Source organism: Streptomyces catenulae, from assembly GCF_000718015.1.
In the GTDB taxonomy this organism is placed as follows: Bacteria; Actinomycetota; Actinomycetes; order Streptomycetales; family Streptomycetaceae; genus Streptomyces; species Streptomyces catenulae.
Map to the genome: position 1 here is coordinate 1 of NZ_JODY01000012.1, position 21,068 is coordinate 21,068.

Consider the following 21,068-nt stretch of genomic DNA (forward strand, 5'->3'; position numbering starts at 1 on the left):
ACGGCATACGAGATGCTCAGGAGTCTCGTGGGCTCGGAGATGTGTATAAGAGACAGGCGCCATGGGGGCGGTCGCCCTGGCCTTGCGCCGCCGCTGGGGAAGTCCGGTGGCGGTTCGCTCCGTCACCACGGGGATGTCGTCCATGGTGTCGCCGGGGTATCCACCGTTGACCGGTGCGGGGGCGGCGGGGGCCGCCGCCACGGGGGCGGCCGCGGGAGCGGCGGCGGGGCGGGCGGCCGCGGCGGGACGCTCCGGACGGGCGGTCAGCGGGCCGGAGGAGGCGCCGATGCCGTGGGCCCGGCCGGTGGCGGGGGCGGTGGTGATCAGGTCCTGCGGGACGATCAGCACCGCGCGGACACCGCCGTAGGCGGAGGTACGCAGCGACACCTGGAAGTTGTAGACCTGCGCGAGGCGGCCGACGACGGCGAGGCCGAGGCGCGGGGTCTCGCCGAGGTCGTTGACGTCGATGCCCTTCTGGGCCTGCTCCAGCATCCGCTCGGCGCGCTTGCGCGCCTCCTCGCTCATGCTGACGCCGCCGTCCTCGATCTCCACCGCGATACCGGACTGCACCTCGACGGCGGTCAGGTGGACCCGGGTCTGGGGCGGGGAGTAACGGGTGGCGTTGTCCAGCAGCTCGGCGAGGGCGTGGATGAGCGGCTCGACGGCGGGGCCGACGACGGCGACCTCGGAGACCGAGTGCAGTTCGACGCGCTGGTAGTCGAGGATCCGGGACATGGCGCCGCGGAGCACGCTGTAGAGCGGAACCGCGCGGCTCCACTGACGGCCGGGGCGGGCGCCACCGAGCACGGCGATGGAGTCGGCGAGGCGGCCGATCAGGGCGGTGCCGTGGTCCAGCTGGAGCAGGTCGCCGAAGACCTCGGGGACGTGGCCGTGGCGGTCCTCCATCTCGCGGAGTTCCTGGGCCTGCTGGTGGACGATCGCCTGGACGCGCCGGGCGATGTTCACGAACGCGCGCTGGGCGGCGTCACGGAGGTCCTCCTCCGCGACGACGGCTTCCATGACGGACCGCAGAACGGCCTGGTGGGCGCCGTGGAACTCGGGGGTGAGCTCCGCCTCCTTGGCGTGCTTGGCGAGGCGCTCCCCCATGGCGTTGAAGACGTCTTCGGGGAACTCGCCGCGGCTGAGCCGGGAGACCATCTCGGGCAGCAGGTCCTTGGCCAGGCGGATGGTCTCCGACTCCTGGCGGGACAGGGCCGTGCGGTACTCACGGTCGCGCTGGCGCAACCCGGCGATCACCCTGGCGCGTCGGGCCAGCTCGGCCGTGACCAGTGCGACCGCGACAGTGGCGATCACCCCGACCCAGGCGACCGGTGTACTCGCCTGGGAGGGGACCGTCACCGCGGCGATGACTCCGGCCACGGCCGTCACCGCGGCGGGCACGGCCCACGCGAGAACCGAGACGGGACGTGACCCCCCGGGTGACGATCCTTCTCGAACCATCTGCACCCTCAAAACCCTCAAACATTGAAAGATCGGGACGACTTGCCGGATCCGCGACACAACGGACAGCGCTGCCACGGTGGTTACCGTGCAACGCTTCCAGGGGGGCGGCGGACCGGAAGTAGCATAACCGGGTTTGATCGCAGGCTGACGCCAGGTCACTACGCCCTGAACAAGCGGAAATCGAACCTCCCCTTCATTTTCGACACTCCGTCAGTCCCCCGCCGATTCCGGGGTGAGTCGTGTCATCGGACGGGTTTTCGGCAGCCCGGCGGGAGTGGTCCGGCCGTGCGATCCCTCCGGGGACCTCCCGCCCCTCGCCGGGTGCGGCGGCACATGCCAGTGGTTTGTTCAACGGAGCGTGGCGGGCGTCGATCGCCTCGCGGGTGCGGGGTGCCAGGAACTCTCCGACCTGGTGTCCGCCCCGTCGACACCGGGTGGCGTAGGGCCGCATCCGCCGTTCGTAGCGGGCGGCGGCGAGACAGGGGTCACCCCGGGCGGCGGAGAGTTCACCCGTGGGGATGGGCGCACCGGGGAGGGCGGCGGCAGGCCGCGGCGGCCGGGGAGAGAGGGGCCGTCCGTTTCGTCCGCGGTGGGCGATTCCGGGTTCACCGGATGTGTGCCCCCGGGGAGGAAGCGGGGGCGAGGGGTGTCCCGGGCGCCGGGGAACCGGCGCCCGGGATCGTGGCGGTGCGTCCTAGAGGCGGACCGCGCGCCGGGGCGACTGCTTGGCGTCGGAGAGCAGGCCCTTGAGGGTGGCGAACTCGTCGACGCACTTCGCGGTGCCGTTGACGACGCAGTCCAGCGGCTGGTCGGCGACGGTCACCGGCACCCCCAGCTCCTGGCGCAGCCGCTGGTCGAGGCCGCGCAGCAGGGCGCCGCCGCCGGTCAGGGCGATACCGCGCTCGACGATGTCGCCGGACAGCTCCGGCGGGCACTCGTCCAGGGTGCGGTGGACGGCGCGGACGATCGCGTCGACCGGCTCGGCGAGGGCCTCGCGGATCTCCTCCTCGGTGACCTCCTGGACGCGCGGCAACCCGCCGACGTGGTCACGGCCGCGGACGGTGTAGGTGGTGGGGCGCTCCGGGGTGCCGTCCTCGTCCTTGACGACCGGGCTCCAGGCCGCCGAACCGATCGCGATCTTGATGTCCTCGGCGGTGCGCTCCCCGATGGCCAGCGCGTGCTTCTTCTTGACGTAGGTCATGATCGCGGCGTCCAGCGCGTCCCCGGCGACGCGTACGGACTGGGCGGTGACCAGGCCGCCCAGGGAGAGGACCGCGACCTCGGTGGTGCCGCCGCCGATGTCGACGACCATGCAGCCGACCGGTTCGGCGACCGGCAGCCCGGCGCCGATCGCGGCGGCCATGGGCTCCTCGATGAGGTGCACCTCACGGGCGCCCGCGCCGCGTGCGGAGTCGATGACGGCGCGCCGCTCGACCCCGGTGATCCCGGACGGGACGCAGATGACCACGCGCGGCTTGGAGAAACGGCGGGTGGGCAGCGCCTTCTTCATCAGGGCGCGCAGCATCTGTTCGGCGGCGTGGAAGTCGGCGATGACGCCCTCGCGGAGCGGGCGCAGGGCGGTGATCCCGGAGGGGGTGCGGCCGATGGTGCGCTTGGCCTCGGCGCCGACGGCGATGACGTCGCCCGCGGCGTTGACGGCGACGACGGACGGTTCGTTGAGCACGACCCCCTTGCCGCGTGCGTGGACCAGGGTGTTGGCGGTGCCGAGGTCGATGCCTATGTCGTACGTACCGGACGAGGTGCTGGGCGCCATGGGGAGTTCGTTCGCTCTTTCTCACACTGGATGACAGGACCCGGCGGGGCGGGGTCCTCGGGCATCGCGGCCCAGAGGCACCAAGGGCGTACCAATGGCGTCATTTTCGGGCAATTATCAAGAGTACTGGGGTCGCGGATCGGTTCCTGCGGTGGGGAAACGGGCGGAACCGCGGACGGGTTCCGCAGGGGTCGGTGCCCGGGGCGGGCCGGTCCCCCCAACCGTTCCCCGGGTGGGCCGGTTCCACGCGGGCGCCCCGGGGAGCCGTCCGGAACCGGCCCGCCGTCACCGGCTGCTGCTGCCCAGCCTGCCCCGGGCGGCGCGGTTGCGGCCGCCGGGGCCGCGGGAGAGGGCGTGGGCGAGGTCGTCGAGGGCGTCGAGGAGGAGGTCGGCGCCGCGCAGGGCGACGCCCTGGCTCTCGTCCTCCGCGTCCCACCGCTCCCAGACGGCGCGCAGTTCGCTCCAGTCCAGTTCCTCGCGGTCCATCACGGCCCGGGTGGCGCGGTCCAGGGATTCGCGCAGTTCGTAGGCGAAGGCGGTGGCGCCGACGGAGGGTTCGGCGTCCTTCTTGGGGAGGTGGGCCTCCAGGATCATCGCGACCCGGCCCATGGTGGTGAGCGCGGTGGTCGCCGCGGCGGCCGAGGTGCGGGAGAGCCCCCGGTGGCGTACCGGCTCCTTCTCGGCGCGTTCCTCGGACTCCTCCCAGGCGGCGCGGGCGGCGCGGGAGTCCAGCAGGGCGTCGCGGACCTGGCGGGGGCGGCGTTCGGCGGGGCGGGCGTGGAGTTCGAAGACGGCGAGGGCGTAGCGGCCGTTGGCGTCCAGCCATTCGGCGAGGCGGCGGCGGAGCCGGGGGGTCTCCCAGGTCGGGAAGAGGGCGTAGGCGGCCATCGCGAGGAGTCCGCCGACGGCGGTGAGGACGGCGCGCTCCAGGACGGTCTGCTCCCAGCCGGTACCGGCGATGCCGAGGAGGAAGACGACGTACGCGGCGACGCAGGCGGAGGTGACGGAGTGGCCGGTGCGCATGAGCAGGTACATCAGCAGGACGCAGCAGAGGGCGAGCACCGCGTCGATGTAGACGCCGGGGTGGAAGAGCGCCATCAGGGCGCCGCCGATGGTGACGCCGACGAGGGTGCCGCAGAACCGGGCGACGCCGCGGGCGTAGGTCTGGCCGAAGTCGGGGCGCATCACCACGACGGAGGCGAGCGGCACCCAGTAGCCGTGGCCGAACGGCAGCACGGTGCCCAGGAGGTAACCGGCCGAGGCGACCGCGCTGAGCCGGACGGCGTGCCGCAGGAAGCGGGAGGACCAGCGCAGTTCGCGGTGGAGGGAGCGCAGCGCGCCCGGGATCAGCCGGGGGACGCTGGGGCGCAGCAGGTGGCGTTCCTGTTCGGCGGTGGTGGGGCGGGTGGACTCGACGGGCTCGTCGCTGCTCTCGACGGCGTCGGCGAGGAGGGCGATCAGGCGGTAGGCGGAGCGGCGGGCGGCGCCCTTGAGCTGCGGTCCGGACGGCGGGACCTCCAGGGTGGCCATGGTCTCCGGGGTCAGCCGTACGGGGCGGTCGTGGCGGATGGCGTGGGCGACGGCGTCGAGGACGGTGGCGGCGGCGCCCAGCAGGTCGCGGGTGCGGTCGCGTTCGGGTCCTTCCAGGGGGGTGCCGACCACCGGGTCGGCGAGGGAGGCGAGGACCGGCCGGATCTGTTCGGCGATGCCGCGGGGGCCGTGGAGCTGGACCGGGCGGCGTCTGGCCTGGCGGGGCGTGACCGCGGAGGCGAGCCGGGCGTCCATGAGGGGCTGCGGGTCGAAGGGGGCGACGGGGTCGTGGCGCAGCCGCCGGGCGTAGTCCGCCTCGGCGGCGAGGGCGTCCGCGAGGGCGTCGCGCTGGACGCCCCAGGGGCGCACCGGGAAGACGACGATCAAGGTGGCCTGGATGAGACCGCCGAAGGCGATCAGCGCGGCGTGTTCGAGGGCGCCGAGCACGGAGGTCGGCAGGGTGACGGTGACCAGCATGATCGAGATGGTCTGGGTGCCGACGAGGCCGGTGATCGGCCCGATCGCCCAGGCCAGCCCGGCGAGGAAGGTCCAGCCGGCGAGGAGCAGCAGGAAGGCGAGGAGGTGGGCGGCGGCGAGGTAGCCGAGGAAGGTGGAGAGGGCGAGTCCACCGGCGACGGCGAGGGCGAGGACGGGGCGCGGGCGCCAGCTGCGCTGGAAGGTGACGGTGCCCGCGGCGAAGGCGCCGAAGGCGGAGGAGACGGCGAGCGTCGGATCGCCGCGCCACAGGCAGATGCCGATGACGAGGGCGACGCCGACGGTGCCGCGGACCGCGATGAGGGGGGTCAGCTCGGCCCGCTCGATGGTCAGCCCGGAGCGGGCGGTCTGCTTCAGCGCGCGCGACCAGGTCATAACCAGAGAATACGGGGCGAAATGCCGCGGTTCGGGGCGGCCGGTACCGGCGTCCCGCGTGGCGCGGGGGCCGTACGGGAGGTGCCTCGGCGGACCCGGCAGGGGCGCGTCCGGTTCGTCGCGCGCCGTGTGGTGCCGCCCGCGGGGCGGCGTGCGCATCCGGCGCGTCCGCCCGGCCGGTGCGCCCCTCGGCCGGGCCCTTACGGGACGTCCGGGCGGCCCGGCGGACCGTCCCTCAGGACACCACGTCCTTCCGGGCGAAGCCGCGGAACGCCAGGGCGACGAGGACCAGCGCGTAGGAGACCGAGACGGAGGCGCCCTGGAGCATCCCGGACCACTCCATCCTGGGCTGGAGGGCGTCGGCCCAGGCGAACTGCCAGTGGGCGGGCAGCACGTCGCGCCAGCCGCCGAGGGCGGTGACCTGGTCGAGGACGTTGCCGATGATGGTCAGCCCGACCGCGCCGCCGACCGCCCCCAGGGGCGCGTCGGTGACCGTCGACAGCCAGAACGCCAGCGCCGCCGTGACCAGCTGACTGACGAAGAGATACGCCACCACGACCGCGAGGCGCCCCACCGCCTCGTCCGACGCCAGCACCCCGCCGGTGGGCAGGGTGAGCGGTCCCCAGCCGTACGCGGCGGTGCCCACCCCCAGGGCGACCAGGGGCAGCAGCACCATCGCGGCGGCGCTGAAGAGCAGGCCCACGGTGAGTTTGCTCAGCAGCAACCGGGCCCGCGGCACCGGCGCCGCGAGCAGATAGCGCAGCGACGACCAGCTCGCCTCGGACGCCACCGTGTCCCCGCAGAACAGCGCCACCGGCACGACCAGCAGGAAGCCCGCCGAGACGAAGAGCACGGTGGCGGTGAAGTTGCCGCCGGACGCCGTCGCGGTCTCCATCAGGGTGATCCGGCCGTTCGCCCGCCGCCCCGGGGTGCCGCCGATGGCGAAGGCCACCACCAGCACGAACGGCAGCAGCGCCAGCCCGGCGCCGATCACCAGGGTGCGGCGGCGCCGCAGCTGCCGCAGCGCCTCGACGCGCAACGGCAGGGTGCGGTGCGGACGGTAGCCGGGGGCGGCGGCGGTCCCCGGGGGCCCGGCGGCCGGTGCGGGGTGCGGCTCCGGCGGGGTGGCGGTCATCGGTCGCCTCCGATCAGGGTGAGGAACGCGTCCTCCAGACGGCGGTGCGGCCCCACGCGGTGCACCGGCAGGTCCAGCCGGAGCAGCCCGGCGAGCAGCCGCGGGGTGGCCTCGGGGTCGTCGAGGCGGAGCAGCAGACCGTCGTCGGCGCGGACCGCCGCGACGACTCCGGGCAGCTCACGGACCCTCTCCAGCACCGCGTCGGTGAGCGCCCCGGGATCCGCGACGCCGACCAGGACGGTGTCCTGGGCGCCGGTGATCTCCGCGACCGGCCCCGACCTGACCAGCCGTCCGCGGTCCATGACGACCAGATGCGTACAGCTCTGCTCGACCTCGGAGAGCAGATGGCTGGAGACGATGACGGTGCGTCCGGCGGCCGCGTAACGGATCATCACCTCGCGCATCTCGCGGATCTGGGGCGGGTCGAGGCCGTTGGTCGGTTCGTCGAGGATCAGCAGGTCGGGCAGGCCCAGCATGGCCTGGGCGAGGGCGAGGCGCTGCCGCATGCCCTGGGAGTAGGTGCGGACCGCGCGGTCCAGGGCGGTGCCGAGCCCGGCGATCTCCAGAGCCTCCTCGGCGTGCGCGTCGGCGGCGGGCCGTCCGGTGGCGCGCCAGTACAGGTCGAGGTTGGCGCGGCCCGACAGATGCGGCAGGAACCCGGCGCCCTCGACGAACGCGCCGACCCGGGAGAGCACCGGGGCGCCGGGCCGGACGGCGTGCCCGAAGACCCGGATCCCGCCCTCGTCCGGCCGGATCAGGCCCATCAGCATCCGCAGGGTGGTGGTCTTCCCGGCGCCGTTGGGGCCGAGCAGCCCCAGGACCTGCCCGGTCTCGACGCGGAACGACAGGTCCCGCACCGCGTACCGGTCGCTCGCCCCGGCGTACCGCTTGCTCAGCCCGTCGATCACCAGCGGCACCGCGGCGAGCGACGGATCGGCGGGCGGGGCGGCGGTGCGGCGGCGGGCGGTGAGCAGCAGGGCGGCGGCGAGGACCGCGGCGACCGACGGGAGCAGCCATGTCCAGGTGGGCAGCGAGGCGGCGGCCGCGCGGACCTGCGGGTCGGTGGGGACGCTCAGGGCGCCGCCGCCCGCCGCCGCCACGGTGTAGGTGGCGGGCTCGGTGGGTGAGGCGTAGCCGAGGTCGGTCGCGGCGAGGACCAGGCGCATCCGGTGTCCGGCGGCGAAGTCGTGGTCGACGGCGGGCAGTTCCAGGGTGACGCGGGTGCCGCGGTCGGCGCCGGAGATGCGGTACGGCGTGACGAGTTGGGCGGGCAGCACCTGCTTGGTGCCGTCCGGGGCGACGTCGTAGAGCTTGGCGAAGAGGACCGCGTCGCGGGAGGTGGACCGGACGGTCACGGTGGTGCGCGGGGCGCCGGTGAGGTGGACGGGGGCGGTGAGCGGCGCCGAGTCGAAGCGGGCGTACTGGCCCGGGAAGTCGACCGCGAGGCCGCCGGTGCCCAGGGAGGAGAGGGCGCCGAGCGCGCCGGTGCCGGGGACCGCGGAGATCGCGGGCGGGCTCGCACCGGGCGGGTTGGTGAAGCGCTGCTCGGGGCCGGTGAGCTGGATACGGCGCGGGTCGTGGTCGAGCCCGGGGTAGGACGGGCCGCTCGCGCCGCGCAGTTGCAGGGCGCCGTTGGTGGAGTCCACTCCCCCGCTGCGGCTGACCCGGAACGCGGGCCCGGTGGCGGCGGTCCGCTCGCCCTTGAGGTAACGGTCGAACCAGGCGCGGGTCCGGTCGGCGAGCCGTCCCGTCTCCCGGTCGCCGCCGTCGTGGCCACCGGCGATCCAGTCGACGGAGACGGGGGCGCCGTTGCGGCGCAGCGCCCGCGCCATGGCATCGGACTGGTCGAGGGTGAAGAGCGAGTCGGTCTGCCCCTGCATGATCAGGGTCGGTGCCGTGATGCGGTCGCCGACGGCGGACGGGCTGCGCCTCTCCAGGAGGGCGCGGGCCGCCGCGTCCGGTTTCCCGGCGACCGCGACCCGTTCGTACATCGCGCACAGGTCCGCGGCGAACCGGCCGCAGCCACCGGACGGTGCGGGGGCGCGGCCGGGCGCCGTGGTGGGGGTGCCCGCCGAACCGGTGGTGAAGAAGATCCCGGCCCACAGCTTCTTGAACACCCCGTGGGGGAAGAGCGCGTCGGCGAGGTTCCAGTAGGTGATCTGCGGGGCGAGGGCGTCGATGCGCGGGTCGTGCCCGGCGGCGAGCAGCGCGACGGCGCCGCCGTACGAGGCACCGGCGATGCCGACGCGTGGGTCCCCCGCCTTGTCGAGCTGTACCTCGGGGCGTTGTGCCAGCCAGTCGACGAGGCGGCTGACGTCGGCGACCTCACGGTCCGGGGCGTTGAGCCCGATGGTGCCGGTGGACTCGCCGAAGCCCCGCGCCGACCAGGTCAGGACCGCGTAGCCGTCCCGGGCCAGCCGCTCCGCCTGCGGCCGGACCTCGCTCTTGCTGCCGCCGAAGCCGTGCGCGAGCAGCACGGCGGGACGGCGGGCGGTGGAACTCCCGGCGGTGAAGTAGGAGGTGTCGATCCGTACGGTCTTCCCGCTGCCGGGCTTCTCCGGCATCGTCAGCGTCCGGTCCGAACGGTGCACGGCCGGTGCGGCGTCCGAGGCGGCGGCCGTCCACACCCCGCCGCCCATGAGCAGGGCCAGGGCACCGACGGCCGCGTAGAGCCGTCGTCCGCGCAGTCGCAGATCCATACGGGGATCCTAGGGAGTGGGCCGTACGGGGCGTGCCGGGAGTGGGGCGGAAGCGACGCCGGGGCCGTCGGGCGTGCCCGCGCCCCGGTCGGCGGGCGGGCCGTGCGGCGCGGTCCGGCCCGCTCCCCGTCAGTACTGCGGCGGTCCGAAGCCGCCCGGGACCGGCGGGTTGCCGGGCGGGGCGGCGGGCGGTATCGGCGGGGCCCGCCGTCGGCATCGGCGGGACCGGGCCCGCCTGCGGGGGCACGGGGGCGCCGGGGACCGGGCCGCCGGTCATCGGGCCGCCCGGCATCGGGCCGCCCGGCATCGGGACCGGCGGCTGCCAACCGGCCGGCTGCGGGCCGGGCGGGACGAAGCCGGGGGCGCCGAACTGCGCTGCGGGCGCGGGCGGCTGCCAGCCGGGGGCGACCGGCTCGCCCTTGGCCATCAGCGCGAACAGGGCGAGCGAGCCGAAGAGGTCCAGCGCCACCTCGGCGAGGGCGAGGATGCTCTGGCCCGGCGCCGCGTCGCTGATCGTGAACAGATGGCCGGAGAGCCCGGGGCCGATCACCATCAGCAGGGCGTTGGGCAGCAGCAGCGTCGCCAGGCCCAGGGCGAGGCCACGGGCGGCGGTGCCGCGGATCAGGCAGTTGAGCGCGGCGATGCCCGCCAGCACCAGCAGGACCAGCGCGTCCCAGCCGGGGGCCAGCGAGGTCAGGGACGACAGGATGCCCTTGCCCAGATAGAGGATGAGGAAGGTGTCGCCCACACTGCCGCTCCGGACCAGCATGTACAGCTGCCAGACCACCGAGAGCAGCGCCATCGCGCCGAGGACGAGACCGCCGATGACGCCTGCCGCCCTGGCCGGACGTACCGGCGGCAGGCTGGGCGCGGGGCGCGGCCAGGACCGCACCCCGGCGAGCAGCACGATCGCGGCGAGGAAGGTCAGCAGGGCCAGCACCAGGCTGCCGAGGAAGACCGCTTCGAACGGGTCGGCGTCGATCCGGGCGTTGCGGAACCAGCGGTTGTCACCGGTGTGGGAGCCGACGCTGATCATGGTCTGGACGGCGGTGGCGAAGGTGAAGGTGGTGGCCACGGCCATCAGACCACCGGCCGTCCGCCGCCCGGTGAACGCCGCGACGGCACCGCTCAGCTGCACCAGGGCCAGACAGAACTGCGTGGAGTTGCTGACGGTGTTGAGGCCGGGCGGACGTGCGCCCGTCCAGTAATCCCACACCGCGGGGAGGCCGAACTGCGCGAGGTCGTAGCAGAGCCAGAAGCCGGTGTAGAGGAAGAAGACCAGGCAGAACATGCCGCCCGTGATCCGTGCGCCCTTGGCCAGCGCCGTGCTCCGTGGCATCTCGTCCCCCGATGATGGTGTGGTGTACACGCCCCGTCACCGTAACAACCCCCACTGACAGCCGCCCCCGCGAGCGCCCGCCCCCGCGGCGCACCGGACGCCGCCGCCCCGCCGGTCGGTGACCTGCGGGGCGGCGGGCGGACGGTCCGTCAGTGGTTGCTGGGGAAACCGAGGTTGATGCCGCCGTCGGACGGGTCGGGCCAGCGGGTGGTGACGACCTTGCCGCGGGTGTAGAAGTGCACGCCGTCGTTGCCGTAGATGTGGTGGTCGCCGAAGAGCGAGTCCTTCCAGCCGCCGAAGGAGTGGTAGCCGACCGGCACCGGGATCGGGACGTTGACGCCGACCATCCCCGCCTCGACCTCCAGCTGGAAGCGGCGGGCCGCGCCGCCGTCGCGGGTGAAGATGGCGGTGCCGTTGCCCCACGGCGAGGCGTTCATCAGCGCGATGGCGTCGTCGTACGTGGCGACGCGGACGACCGACAGCACCGGGCCGAAGATCTCGTCGCGGTAGGCGTCCATCTCGGGCGTGACGTTGTCGAGCAGCGACACCCCGATCCAGTGGCCGTCCTCGAAGCCCTCGACGGTGAAGCCGGTGCCGTCGACGACGACGTCGGCGCCCTGTGCGGCGGCGCCCCGGACGTACGAGGCGACCTTGTCGCGGTGGACCTTGGTGATCAGCGGGCCCATCTCGGACGCCGGGTCGTCGCCCGGACCGATGCGGAGGGCGGCGGCGCGCTCCGTGATCTTCTCGATCAGCGGGTCGGCGGTGTCGCCGACGGCGACGACGACGGAGATCGCCATGCAGCGCTCACCGGCCGAACCGTACGCGGCGTTGATCGCCGAGTCGGCGGCGAGGTCGAGGTCGGCGTCGGGCAGCACCAGCATGTGGTTCTTGGCGCCGCCCAGCGCCTGCACCCGCTTGCCGTTGGCGGTGCCGGTGGTGTGGATGTACCTGGCGATCGGGGTGGAGCCGACGAAGGAGACCGCGGCGATGTCCGGGTGCTCCAGGATGCGGTCGACCGCGGTCTTGTCGCCGTGGACGACGTTCAGCACACCGTCGGGCAGACCCGCCTCGGCGGCCAGCTCGGCGAGCTTGAGGGCGGCGCTGGGCACCTTCTCGCTGGGCTTGAGGACGAAGGTGTTGCCGCACGCCACGGCGAGCGGGAACATCCACATCGGCACCATGGCGGGGAAGTTGAACGGCGTGATGCCGGCGACCACGCCGAGGGACTGCCGGATCGCGGCGACGTCCACCCGGGTGGAGACCTGCGTGGACAGCTCGCCCTTGAGCTTCTCGGGGATGCCGCAGGCCAGCTCGATGATCTCCAGCCCGCGCGCGACCTCGCCGAGGGCGTCGGAGTGCACCTTGCCGTGCTCGGCGGTGATCAGCCGGGCCAGCTCCTCGCGGTGGGCGGAGACCAGCTCGCGGTAGCGGAACAGCACCGAGGTGCGCTTGGCGAGGGAGCTGGTGCCCCAGGTCGCGAACGCCTCCTTGGCGGCGGCGACCGCCGCGTCGACCTCCTCCACGGAGGCGAAGGGGACCTGCTTCTCCTGGGCGCCGGTGGCCGGGTTGAACACCGGGCCGAAGTTGCCCGACACACCCTCGACGGGCTTGCCGCCGATCCAGTGGCTGATGGTCTGCATGCGGGGGGCCTTTCCGGTGGTGACGACTACGGGCCGATGTCAGAGGTGTCGGCGGCGGTCGGCGGCGTGCTGGTCGTAGGCCAGGCGCGCGGCGACCGCCGACGGACGCGTCGCGGTCTCGGCAACGGGTACATCCCACCAGGACTGGGCGCCCGGCGCGCCCGGCACTGTGTCGGCCGTTTCGGTCTCGACGTAGACACATGTGGGACGGTTCGCGCCGCGCGCCTCGGTGAGGGCGTCGCGCAGGGCGCCGACGGTGGGCGCGCGCAGCACCCGCATCCCGAGGGAGGCGGCGTTGGCGGCGAGATCGACGGGCAGCGGATCGCCGGTGTAGGTGCCGTCCGCGGCGCGGAAGCGGTAGTCGGTGCCGAAGCGTTCGCCGCCGGTCTGCTCGGAGAGACCGCCGATGGAGGCGAAGCCGTGGTTCTGGAGCAGCACCAGCGTGAACGCGGCGCCCTCCTGGACCGCGGTGACGATCTCGGTGGGGTTCATCAGATAGGTGCCGTCGCCGACCAGGGCCCACACCGGGCGGCCGGGCGCGGCGAGGGCGACGCCGAGGGCGGCGGGGATCTCGTATCCCATGCAGGAGTAGCCGTATTCGAGGTGGTACTGGCGGCGGGAGCGGGCGCGCCAGAGCCGGTGCAGATCGCCGGGGAGGGATCCGGCGGCGTTGACGAGGATGTCGGTGTCGTCGACGACGGCGTCGAGGGCGCCGAGCACCTGGGTCTGGGTGGGCCGGGCGTCCGGGTCGGGGGCGGCGTACGCGGCGTCGACGCGGCGCTCCCAGTCGGCCTTGGCGGTGGCGTAACCGGCCTCGTACGCGGCCTCGACGCGGTGGCCGTGCAGGGCGCGGGTGAGCGCGACGAGCCCTTCGCGGGCGTCGGCGACCAGGGGCAGCGCCGCCAGCTTGTGGGCGTCGAAGGAGGCGATGTTGAGGTTGACGAAGCGGACGGCGGGGTCGGCGAAGAGGGTGGCGGAGGCGGTGGTGAAGTCGGTGTAGCGGGTGCCGATGCCGAGGACCACGTCGGCGTCGCGGGCGAGCCCGTCGGCGGTGGCGGTGCCGGTGTGGCCGATGCCGCCGACGTCGGCGGGGTGGTCGTGGGGGAGGGCGCCCTTGCCCGCCTGGGTGGCGGCGACGGGGATGCCGGTGGCGTCGGCGAACGTCCGCAGCGCGCCCTCGGCCTCGCTGTGGTGGACGCCGCCCCCGGCGATGATCAGCGGGCGGCGGGCGGCGCGCAGCACCCTGGCCGCCGCCGAGAGGGCGTCCGGGTCGGGCCCGGGGCGGGGCACCCGCCAGATGCGGTACGTGAAGAACTCCGCGGGCCACTCGTATGCCTCGGCCTGGACGTCCTGCGGCAGGGCGAGGGTGACGGCGCCGGTGTCGACGGGGTCGGTGAGGACCCGCATCGCCTGGAGGGCGGCCGGGATGAGCGCCTCGGGGCGGGTGATGCGGTCGAAGTAGCGGGAGACGGGGCGCAGGGCGTCGTTGACGGAGAGGTCACCGGCGTACGGGACCTCCAGTTGCTGGAGGACGGGGTCGGCGCGGCGGGTGGCGAAGGTGTCGCCGGGCAGCAGCAGGACCGGCAGGTGGTTGACGGTGGCGAGGGCGGCGCCGGTGACGAGGTTGGTGGCGCCGGGGCCGATGGAGGTGGTGACGGCCTGGGCGCGGAGCCGGTCGCTCTGGCGGGCGTAGGCGGTCGCGGCGTGGACCATGGCCTGTTCGTTACGGCCCTGGAGGAACGGCAGCGCCTGGGGGTCCTCGCGCAGCGCCTGGCCGATCCCGGCGACGTTGCCGTGGCCGAAGATGCCCCAGCAGGCGTTCACCAGGCGGTGGCGGTGGCCGTCGCGCTCGGTGTACTGGCGGGCGAGGAACCGCACCAGGGCCTGCGCGACGGTGAGGCGGAGGGTGGTCATCGGGTGTCTCCCGGGGGCGCGGTGTAGCGGGGCAGGCGGGGGTCGGCGGGCAGGCCGGGCCAGGTGTCGCGGATCCAGCCGTGGTCGGGGTGGTCGCGGATCAGCCACTCGCGGGTGGCGCCGGGGCCGGCCATGACGTTGAGGTAGTAGAGGGTGTGGCCGGGGGCGGCGATGGACGGGCCGTGCCAGCCGTCGGGGATGAGGACGGCGTCGCCGGCGCGGACCTCGGCGAGGACGTCGGTGGTGTGGCCGGGCCCGGAGGGGGTGACGCGCTGATAGCCGACGCCCGGGGTGCCGTGGGCGGGCTCGACGTCGAAGTAGTAGATCTCCTCCAGCTCGGATTCCTCGCCGGGGTGGGCGGTGTCGTGTTTGTGCGGCGGGTAGGACGACCAGTTGCCGCCGGGGGTGAGGACCTCGACGGCGATGAGCTTGTCGCAGGGGAAGGTGTCGGCGGCGGCGAAGTTGTTGACCTGGCGGGAGCAGGCCCCGGCGCCGCGCAGCTCCACGGGGACGTCGGCGGCGGCGCCACGGCGGGCGGGCAGGCGGCGGGTGCAGCGGGCCCCGGCGAGGGCGAACCGGCCGCCCGCCCTGCTGGTGAGCCGCGCGCGTGCGTCGCGCGGGACGTAGGCGAAGTCGGTGAGGCCGCCGAAGACGCTGTCGCGGCCGATGAGTTCGTACGGGGTGCCGTCGGTGGTGACGGTGCAGCCTCCGGTGAGGGGCAGCACGATCCACTCGCTGTCCCCGGCGTCGAAGGTGTGGTGGCCGCCGGAGGGCAGGTCGAGGATGCGCAGCGAGGAGTGGCCCCAGCCCGCCCGCTCCGGCGTGATGTCCAGGGCGTACCGCCCGGCGCCGCCGTGACCTGCCGGGATGTGGAGGCCGAGGGCCCGGCCGGGGCCGGGTGCGGACGGGGATGACGCGGATACGGGGTTCATGACCACAAGTCTCCATCCGACCACTGACAGTGAGGGATCCGCGGACGCCGCGACGGCGCCCACCCGTTCGTATGCGGCCGGGCGCGTGGCCCGGTCCGGCCGTCCGCGGCCGGGTCCCGGTGACGGCCGTCCGCCCCGGTCGCGGCGGGCGGACGGTTCATCGTCCGGCGAGGAACGCGTCGACCTCCGCCGTGGTCGGCATCGCCGGTGAGCAGGCGAGTCGGGTGGCGACGAGGGCTCCGGCCGCGTTGGCGTAACGCATCGTCCGCGCCAGCTCCCAGCCGTGCAGCAGGCCGTGGCAGAGGGCGCCGCCGAAGGCGTCCCCGGCGCCGAGCCCGTTGACGACGTCGACGGGGAAGGCGGGGACCTCGGCGGTGCGGCCGTCCCGGTGGGCGGCGAGGACGCCCTTGGGGCCCTGTTTGACGACGGCGAGTTCGACGCCCGCGGCGAGCAGCGCCTCGGCGCAGGCCCGCGGGGAGCGCAGCCCGGTGGCCACCTCGGCCTCGTCGACGTTGCCGACGGCGACGGTGGCGTGGGCGAGGGCCGCCGCGTAGTGCGGGCGCGCGGCGGCCATGGCGGCGGCGCCGGTCGCCCCGCCGTCCCCGGAGGCGCCGCCCGCACCGCCCCAGAACAGCGGCCGCCAGTCGAGGTCGAGGACGGTGGGGCCGCGCCTGCCGCGGGCGGCGAGCGCGGCGAGGGTGGCGGTGCGGCTGGGTTCCTCGCACAGTCCGGTGCCGGTGACCCAGAGGATCCGGGCGGCCCGCAGCGCGTCGTGGTCCAGTTCGTCGGCGCGGAGGGTGAGGTCGGGGGCGGTGGGGCGGCGGTAGAAGTAGAGCGGGAAGTGGTCCGGCGGGAAGATCTCGCAGAACGTGACCGGGGTGGGCAGGTCGTCCACGGCGGTGACCCAGCGGTCGTCGACGCCGAACTCCCGTAGCGCCTGGTGGAGGTAGTCGCCGAAGGGGTCGCGTCCGGTGCGGCTGATGACGGCGGTGCGGCGGCCCAGGCGCGCGGCGGCCACCGCGACATTGGTGGCGGAGCCGCCGAGGAACTTCCCGAAGGTCTCCACCCGGGCGAGCGGCACGCCCGCCTGGAGGGGGTAGAGGTCCACCCCGATGCGGCCCATGGTGATGAGGTCGAACGGTTCCGGCATGGATCCCCTTCGCTTCGCCCGGCGCGGCACGGCGGGGCCGGGCGGTGCGCCCACGCCCCGTCGCGGGCTCAGGTCTAGTGGGGCCGCCGGACCGTGTCAACGGCCCGGCGCACCGCGCTGACCTGTACGGCGGCGGCGGTACGGGCGAGTGGCCGCACGGCTGCGGACGCCGCCCGTATCGGCAGCGACCCGGGCGGCGCCCTGCCGGAACCGCCACTTCCGCGCGGGCTCCCGGAGCGTCGTACCGGCCGGTCCTCCTGGCGGGAGGGAATCTTGACACCCCCCGGGGTGCCCGCGAGGCTGAGCCCACCACTCCCGCGCCCCCGGTCACCGCCGACCGGCGAGAGGAGAGCCGTCGCATGACCGCAGCCCGTGCCGACGCGCCCGTGCTGGACCGCATCCGGGTGGGGTCCGCACCGGACTCCTGGGGCGTGTGGTTCCCCGACGACGCCCAGCAGATCCCCTGGCGGCGCTTTCTCGACGAGGTCACCGAGGCGGGCTACGACTGGATCGAGCTGGGCCCCTACGGCTATCTCCCCACCGACCCGGCGGTGCTGCGCGACGAGACCGCCCGGCGCGGCCTCGGGGTCTCGGCCGGAACGGTCTTCACCTCGCTGCACCACGGGCCCGCGGTCCGGGACGCGACCTGGGCGCAGGTCTCCCGGGTCGCCGCGCTCGCCCGGGCGACGGGCGCCGGGCATCTCGTCGCCATCCCGTCCTTCTGGCGCGACGACCGCACCGCCGAGCAGCTGGAGCCGCCCGAGCTGACGGCCGCGCAGTGGCGGCATCTCGCCGAGGGCACCGAGTGGCTGGCCCGGCGGGTCCGGGAGGAGTTCGGCCTGACGCTGGTGGTGCACCCGCACGCCGACACCCATCTCGACACCGAGGAGCACGTCACCCGCTTCCTCGACGCCACCGACTCCGACCTGGTCTCCCTCTGTCTGGACACCGGCCACTACGCCTACTGCGGCGGCGACAGCGTCGCGCTGATCCGCACCTACGGCGAACGCATCGGCTATCTCCACCTCAAGCAGGTCGACCCCGGTGTGCTCGCCGACGTCCGCGCCCGGGGCACCGCCTTCGGCCCGGCCGTCCGGCAGGGCGTGATGTGCGAACCGCCGCGCGGGGTGCCCGCGTTGCCGCCCGTCCTGGAGGCGGCGCAGGAGCTGGGCACCGCGCTCTTCGCCATCGTCGAGCAGGACATGTACCCCTGTCCGCCGGAGCAGCCGCTGCCCATCGCCCGACGCACCCGCCGCTTTCTGCGCTCCTGCGGCGCCTGAGCGACGGACGGAACCGACCGCGAGCAGGAGGACGAGATGCACGGAACGCTGGGGGTGGCCGTCATCGGCGCCGGGCGGATGGGCGCCGACCACGTCCGCCGGATCGACGAGGTGATCAGCGGGGCGCGGGTGGCGGCCGTCGCCGATGTGGACGGGGCCCGCGCCGAGGCGCTGGCCGACCCCATCGACGGGGCCGTGGCCTGCACCGATCCGGTGGCCGCGATGGACGCTCCGGGGGTGGACTCGGTCCTCGTCGCCTCGCCGGGGGCGGCCCATGAGGCGGCGCTGGCGGCGGCGTTCGACCGTGGTCTGCCGGTGCTCTGCGAGAAGCCGCTGACGCCGGACCCGGACTCCGCGCTGCGGGTGCTCGCCGCCGAGCAACGCCTCGGCCGCCGCCTCGTCCAACTGGGCTTCATGCGCCGCTACGACGCCGACTACCGCACCCTCAAGGCGCAGTTGGCGCGCGGTGCGTACGGCCGCCCGCTGATGCTGCACCACACCCACCGCAACGTCTCCTCGGCGCCCGGCTGCACCGACGCGCAGACGGTGCACAACTCCGCGGTGCACGAGATCGATGTGACGCGCTGGCTGCTGGACACCGAGATCACCGCCGTACGGGTGCTGCGTCCGGCGCCCTCGGGCGGCGCTCCCGAGGGGCTGCACGATCCGCAGCTGATCGTCTTCGAGACCGCGGACGGCCACCTCGTCGACACCGAACTCTTCGTCAACTGCGGCTTCGGCTACCAGGTGTCCTGCGAGGCGGTCTGCGAGCGGGGCACCGCCCGGATCGGCGACGACCGCGGCGTCTTCGTCAACGCGGCGGGCCGCTGGGGCGGCACCATCCCGCCGGACTTCGTGGCACGCTTCGCGGGCGCGTACGACCGCCAGGTGCAGCAGTGGGTGGACGCCACCCGGCGCGGCACCGTCGAGGGCCCCGGCTGCTGGGACGGCTACGCCGCCGCGGTGGTCTGCCGGGCGGGCGTCCAGGCGCAGCGCACCGGCGAGCGGGTCCCCGTCGACCTGCCGGAACGGCCCGCGCTGTACCGCTGAGCCGCGCCCTCCCCCGCCCGTCCGGCGCCGCCACGCGGGCGGCGGCCGCCCTGCCGCGTCCCCCGGTCCGTGGCACGTTCGCCCCATACCGACCGGTCCGTGACGATGCCCCCTCATCCCCCCTCCTCCGTAGAAAAGTTGACACACCGGACTCCGCGCCTCCGGCAACCACGGCGGGCTCGGGTGGCGTGCCCGTAGATGCACGGCATCCCGCTGCGGGTCGGTCCGGCGCAGGTACCCCCTGAGGGTGGTCGGATACGCACCATACGGATGCATGGCGCCCAACGGGGGAAAAGAGGACATCATGCGCATCACCTCACTGCACCGCACCATCCGCCGCCCGGCCGCCCTGGCGGCCGCCACCGGCCTGATCACCGCCGCCCTGCTCACCGGTACGGCACCCGGGGCGCAGGCCACCACCGGACCGAGCCCCAAGGCGGCCTGCGCCTACTACAGCGGCACCGCGCTGACCGTGTACGGCCAGCGCAACGACCGGGTCAAGCAGGTCCAGTGCCTGCTGGCCAACCGTAAGTACCTGCCGTGGAGCAGCCTCACCGGCTACTTCGGCGACCAGACGCTCGCCGCCGTCAAGAAGTTCCAGAAGGCGGCGCATCTGACCGCCGACGGCAAGGTCGGCAAGAAGACCTGGAAGGCGCTCTACGCCTGACCGACCGCCGCGCACCGACGGCGCGCGGCGCTCTCTCCGTACGGCGGGCCGTCCCGGGCGGGGCGGCCCGCCGCTCACGTCCGGTGCAACCACCACCCGGCAAGGCCACGCCCTTCGCGCATCCCGCACTCCTCCCCTCTTCTCCCCTTCTGTTCCGTACGTGTCACGTCCGTCCCTGTTGCGTCACGTCCGTCACGGTTACGCGGGTCTTCCGTCACAGGTGATCAACAGCCCCTGTCCGTACGGCGGTCGGTGTCGTTGTCCCGGCGCAGGACACAGGAACACCCGCTCCGTCCGCGCCTTTCCACAGACCGCGCGGCCGGGGCCCCGGATCAGGGAGGCGAGGCAGCGATGACCGACCGGAGGCTCTGGTCCTACAAGGACATCGCCGCGCACATCCGGGTGCGACCGGACACCGTGCGCTCCTACCGCAAGCACGGACTCCTCCCCGAGCCGGACCATGTCGAGGGCGGCCGTCCGTACTGGTTCGCCGACACCGTCCGCGACTGGGTGACCCGCAGACCGGGCCACAGCCGCCGGGGGTGACCTCGGCCCCGCACACCCCCGGCACGGGGCACGCGCCGCGTCGGGCCGACATCCCCCCGACCACCGGGCACGGGCGGTTGCGCGCACCACCGGACATGCCGGGCCGACCCCTCCTACGATCACCCCATGTCCACGACATCTCGCTCCTCCTCCGCCCGGCTGGCGGTGATCGGCGCCGGTGGGGTCGGCGGCTACACCGCCGCCCTGGCGCACTGGGCCGGTCTCGACGTCACCCTGTGCGCACGGACGCCCGTCGACGGGCTGACCGTCACCCTCGACGGCGTCGACCGGCACGCCGCGGTGCCCGTCGTCACCGATCCCGCGCGGGTCGGACCCGTCGACTGGGTGCTGCTGACCACCAAGGCGCAGGACACCCCGGGCGCCGCACCGTGGCTGCGCGCCCTGTGCGGGCCAGGCACCACGGTCGCGGTGCTCCAGAACGGCACCGGGCTCGCGGAACGCGTCGCCCCGTATGTTCCGGAGGGAACCGCGACGCTGCCGGTGATCTGCTACTTCTCGGCGGAGCGCACCGCGCCGGGGCGGATCGTCCACCACCTCGCGAGCGAACTCCATGTGCCGCAGGGCCCGTCGTCCGAGGCGTTCGCCGCGCTGCTGGACGGCACCGGGCTGAACGTCACGCAGGTGCCGGACTTCACCACCGCCACCTGGCGCAAGCTGTTCTTCAACCTCGCCGCCAACCCGCTCACCGCGCTGCTCGGGCAACGGATGGGCATCTTCCGGGAGGCGGAGATGGCCGCGCTCGCCCGCGCCCTGCTCACCGAGGCGGCGCAGGTGGCCCGCGCGGAGGGGGCGGACGTCGGCGAGAGCGATATCGCCGGGACGCTGGAGATCTATGCGGCGGCGCCACCCGGCGGCGGTTCGTCGATGCTCTACGACCGCGAGGCGGGCCGCCCGCTGGAGCACGAATACCTCACCGGAGCGGTGGTCGCGGCGGGTGACCGCCACGCCGTCCCGACGCCGCTGAACCGCATGCTGCTCACCCTGCTGCGCGCCGTCGACCGCGACCTGCGGGCCTCGGGCGGCGCCTGAGCCGGGACACCACGGAGTACGCAGA

General features: G+C 74.3%; 14 protein-coding genes. 5 read left to right on the forward strand and 9 right to left on the reverse strand.

Annotation, left to right across the window (positions count from 1 at the left end):
• The 9 genes from IF23_RS0113075 to iolC all read right to left on the reverse strand — a co-directional run.
• Positions 1-1,461 (reverse strand): sensor histidine kinase (locus IF23_RS0113075; protein WP_107126932.1); only part of this gene is annotated, 1,461 nt, incomplete at its 3' end.
• A 697-nt stretch (positions 1,462-2,158) separates the two neighbouring features.
• A complete protein-coding gene (gene mreB / locus IF23_RS0113080; RefSeq protein WP_030283138.1) occupies positions 2,159-3,238 on the reverse strand; it encodes a rod shape-determining protein in 1,080 nt (359 codons plus the stop codon).
• Positions 3,239-3,523: 285 nt separating this feature from the next.
• Positions 3,524-5,638 carry an FUSC family protein gene (locus IF23_RS0113085; RefSeq protein WP_030283139.1) on the reverse strand — a complete coding sequence of 705 codons (2,115 nt, stop codon included), beginning with the start codon at positions 5,636-5,638 and terminating at the stop codon, positions 3,524-3,526.
• A gap of 235 nt (positions 5,639-5,873) precedes the next feature.
• Positions 5,874-6,773 carry an ABC transporter permease gene (locus IF23_RS0113090; RefSeq protein WP_030283141.1) on the reverse strand — a complete coding sequence of 300 codons (900 nt, stop codon included), beginning with the start codon at positions 6,771-6,773 and terminating at the stop codon, positions 5,874-5,876.
• Positions 6,770-9,472 carry an alpha/beta fold hydrolase gene (locus tag IF23_RS0113095; protein WP_030283143.1) on the reverse strand — a complete coding sequence of 901 codons (2,703 nt, stop codon included), beginning with the start codon at positions 9,470-9,472 and terminating at the stop codon, positions 6,770-6,772. Before IF23_RS0113095 ends, IF23_RS0113090 begins: the two co-directional genes overlap by 4 nt.
• A 1,488-nt stretch (positions 9,473-10,960) precedes the next feature.
• A complete protein-coding gene (locus IF23_RS0113105; protein WP_030283146.1) occupies positions 10,961-12,454 on the reverse strand; it encodes a CoA-acylating methylmalonate-semialdehyde dehydrogenase in 1,494 nt (497 codons plus the stop codon).
• Positions 12,455-12,493: 39 nt separating this feature from the next.
• Positions 12,494-14,368 carry a 3D-(3,5/4)-trihydroxycyclohexane-1,2-dione acylhydrolase (decyclizing) gene (iolD, locus tag IF23_RS0113110; protein ID WP_030283148.1) on the reverse strand — a complete coding sequence of 625 codons (1,875 nt, stop codon included), beginning with the start codon at positions 14,366-14,368 and terminating at the stop codon, positions 12,494-12,496.
• The gene (gene iolB, locus IF23_RS0113115) at positions 14,365-15,300 is read right to left on the reverse strand and encodes a 5-deoxy-glucuronate isomerase (RefSeq protein WP_051739547.1); all 936 of its coding nucleotides are present in this window, start codon (positions 15,298-15,300) and stop codon (positions 14,365-14,367) included. The genes iolD and iolB overlap by 4 nt, the downstream gene beginning before the upstream one ends.
• Before the next feature lie 157 nt (positions 15,301-15,457).
• Complete coding sequence (iolC, locus tag IF23_RS0113120) at positions 15,458-16,450, reverse strand: 5-dehydro-2-deoxygluconokinase (RefSeq protein WP_030283151.1); 993 nt, start codon at positions 16,448-16,450, stop codon at positions 15,458-15,460.
• Positions 16,451-16,809: 359 nt separating this feature from the next.
• Between iolC and IF23_RS0113125 the strand changes: the two genes are divergently transcribed.
• The 5 genes from IF23_RS0113125 (at position 16,810) to IF23_RS0113145 (ending at position 21,043) form a co-directional block, all read left to right on the forward strand.
• Positions 16,810-17,730 carry a sugar phosphate isomerase/epimerase family protein gene (locus IF23_RS0113125; RefSeq protein WP_030283153.1) on the forward strand — a complete coding sequence of 307 codons (921 nt, stop codon included), beginning with the start codon at positions 16,810-16,812 and terminating at the stop codon, positions 17,728-17,730.
• Between the two features lie 36 nt (positions 17,731-17,766).
• Entirely contained in the window at positions 17,767-18,780 is a 1,014-nt protein-coding gene (locus IF23_RS0113130) for a Gfo/Idh/MocA family protein (RefSeq protein WP_030283155.1), read from the forward strand.
• 304 nt (positions 18,781-19,084) lie between these two features.
• Positions 19,085-19,447 (forward strand): peptidoglycan-binding domain-containing protein, encoded by a 363-nt coding sequence (locus tag IF23_RS0113135; RefSeq protein WP_030283157.1) that lies wholly within the window; start codon positions 19,085-19,087, stop codon positions 19,445-19,447.
• Positions 19,448-19,798: 351 nt separating this feature from the next.
• A complete protein-coding gene (locus IF23_RS0113140; RefSeq protein WP_030283159.1) occupies positions 19,799-19,993 on the forward strand; it encodes a helix-turn-helix transcriptional regulator in 195 nt (64 codons plus the stop codon).
• Between the two features lie 126 nt (positions 19,994-20,119).
• Positions 20,120-21,043: a 2-dehydropantoate 2-reductase gene (locus IF23_RS0113145; protein ID WP_030283160.1), complete on the forward strand. Its 924-nt coding sequence runs from the start codon at positions 20,120-20,122 to the stop codon at positions 21,041-21,043.
• Positions 21,044-21,068: the final 25 nt, after the last annotated feature.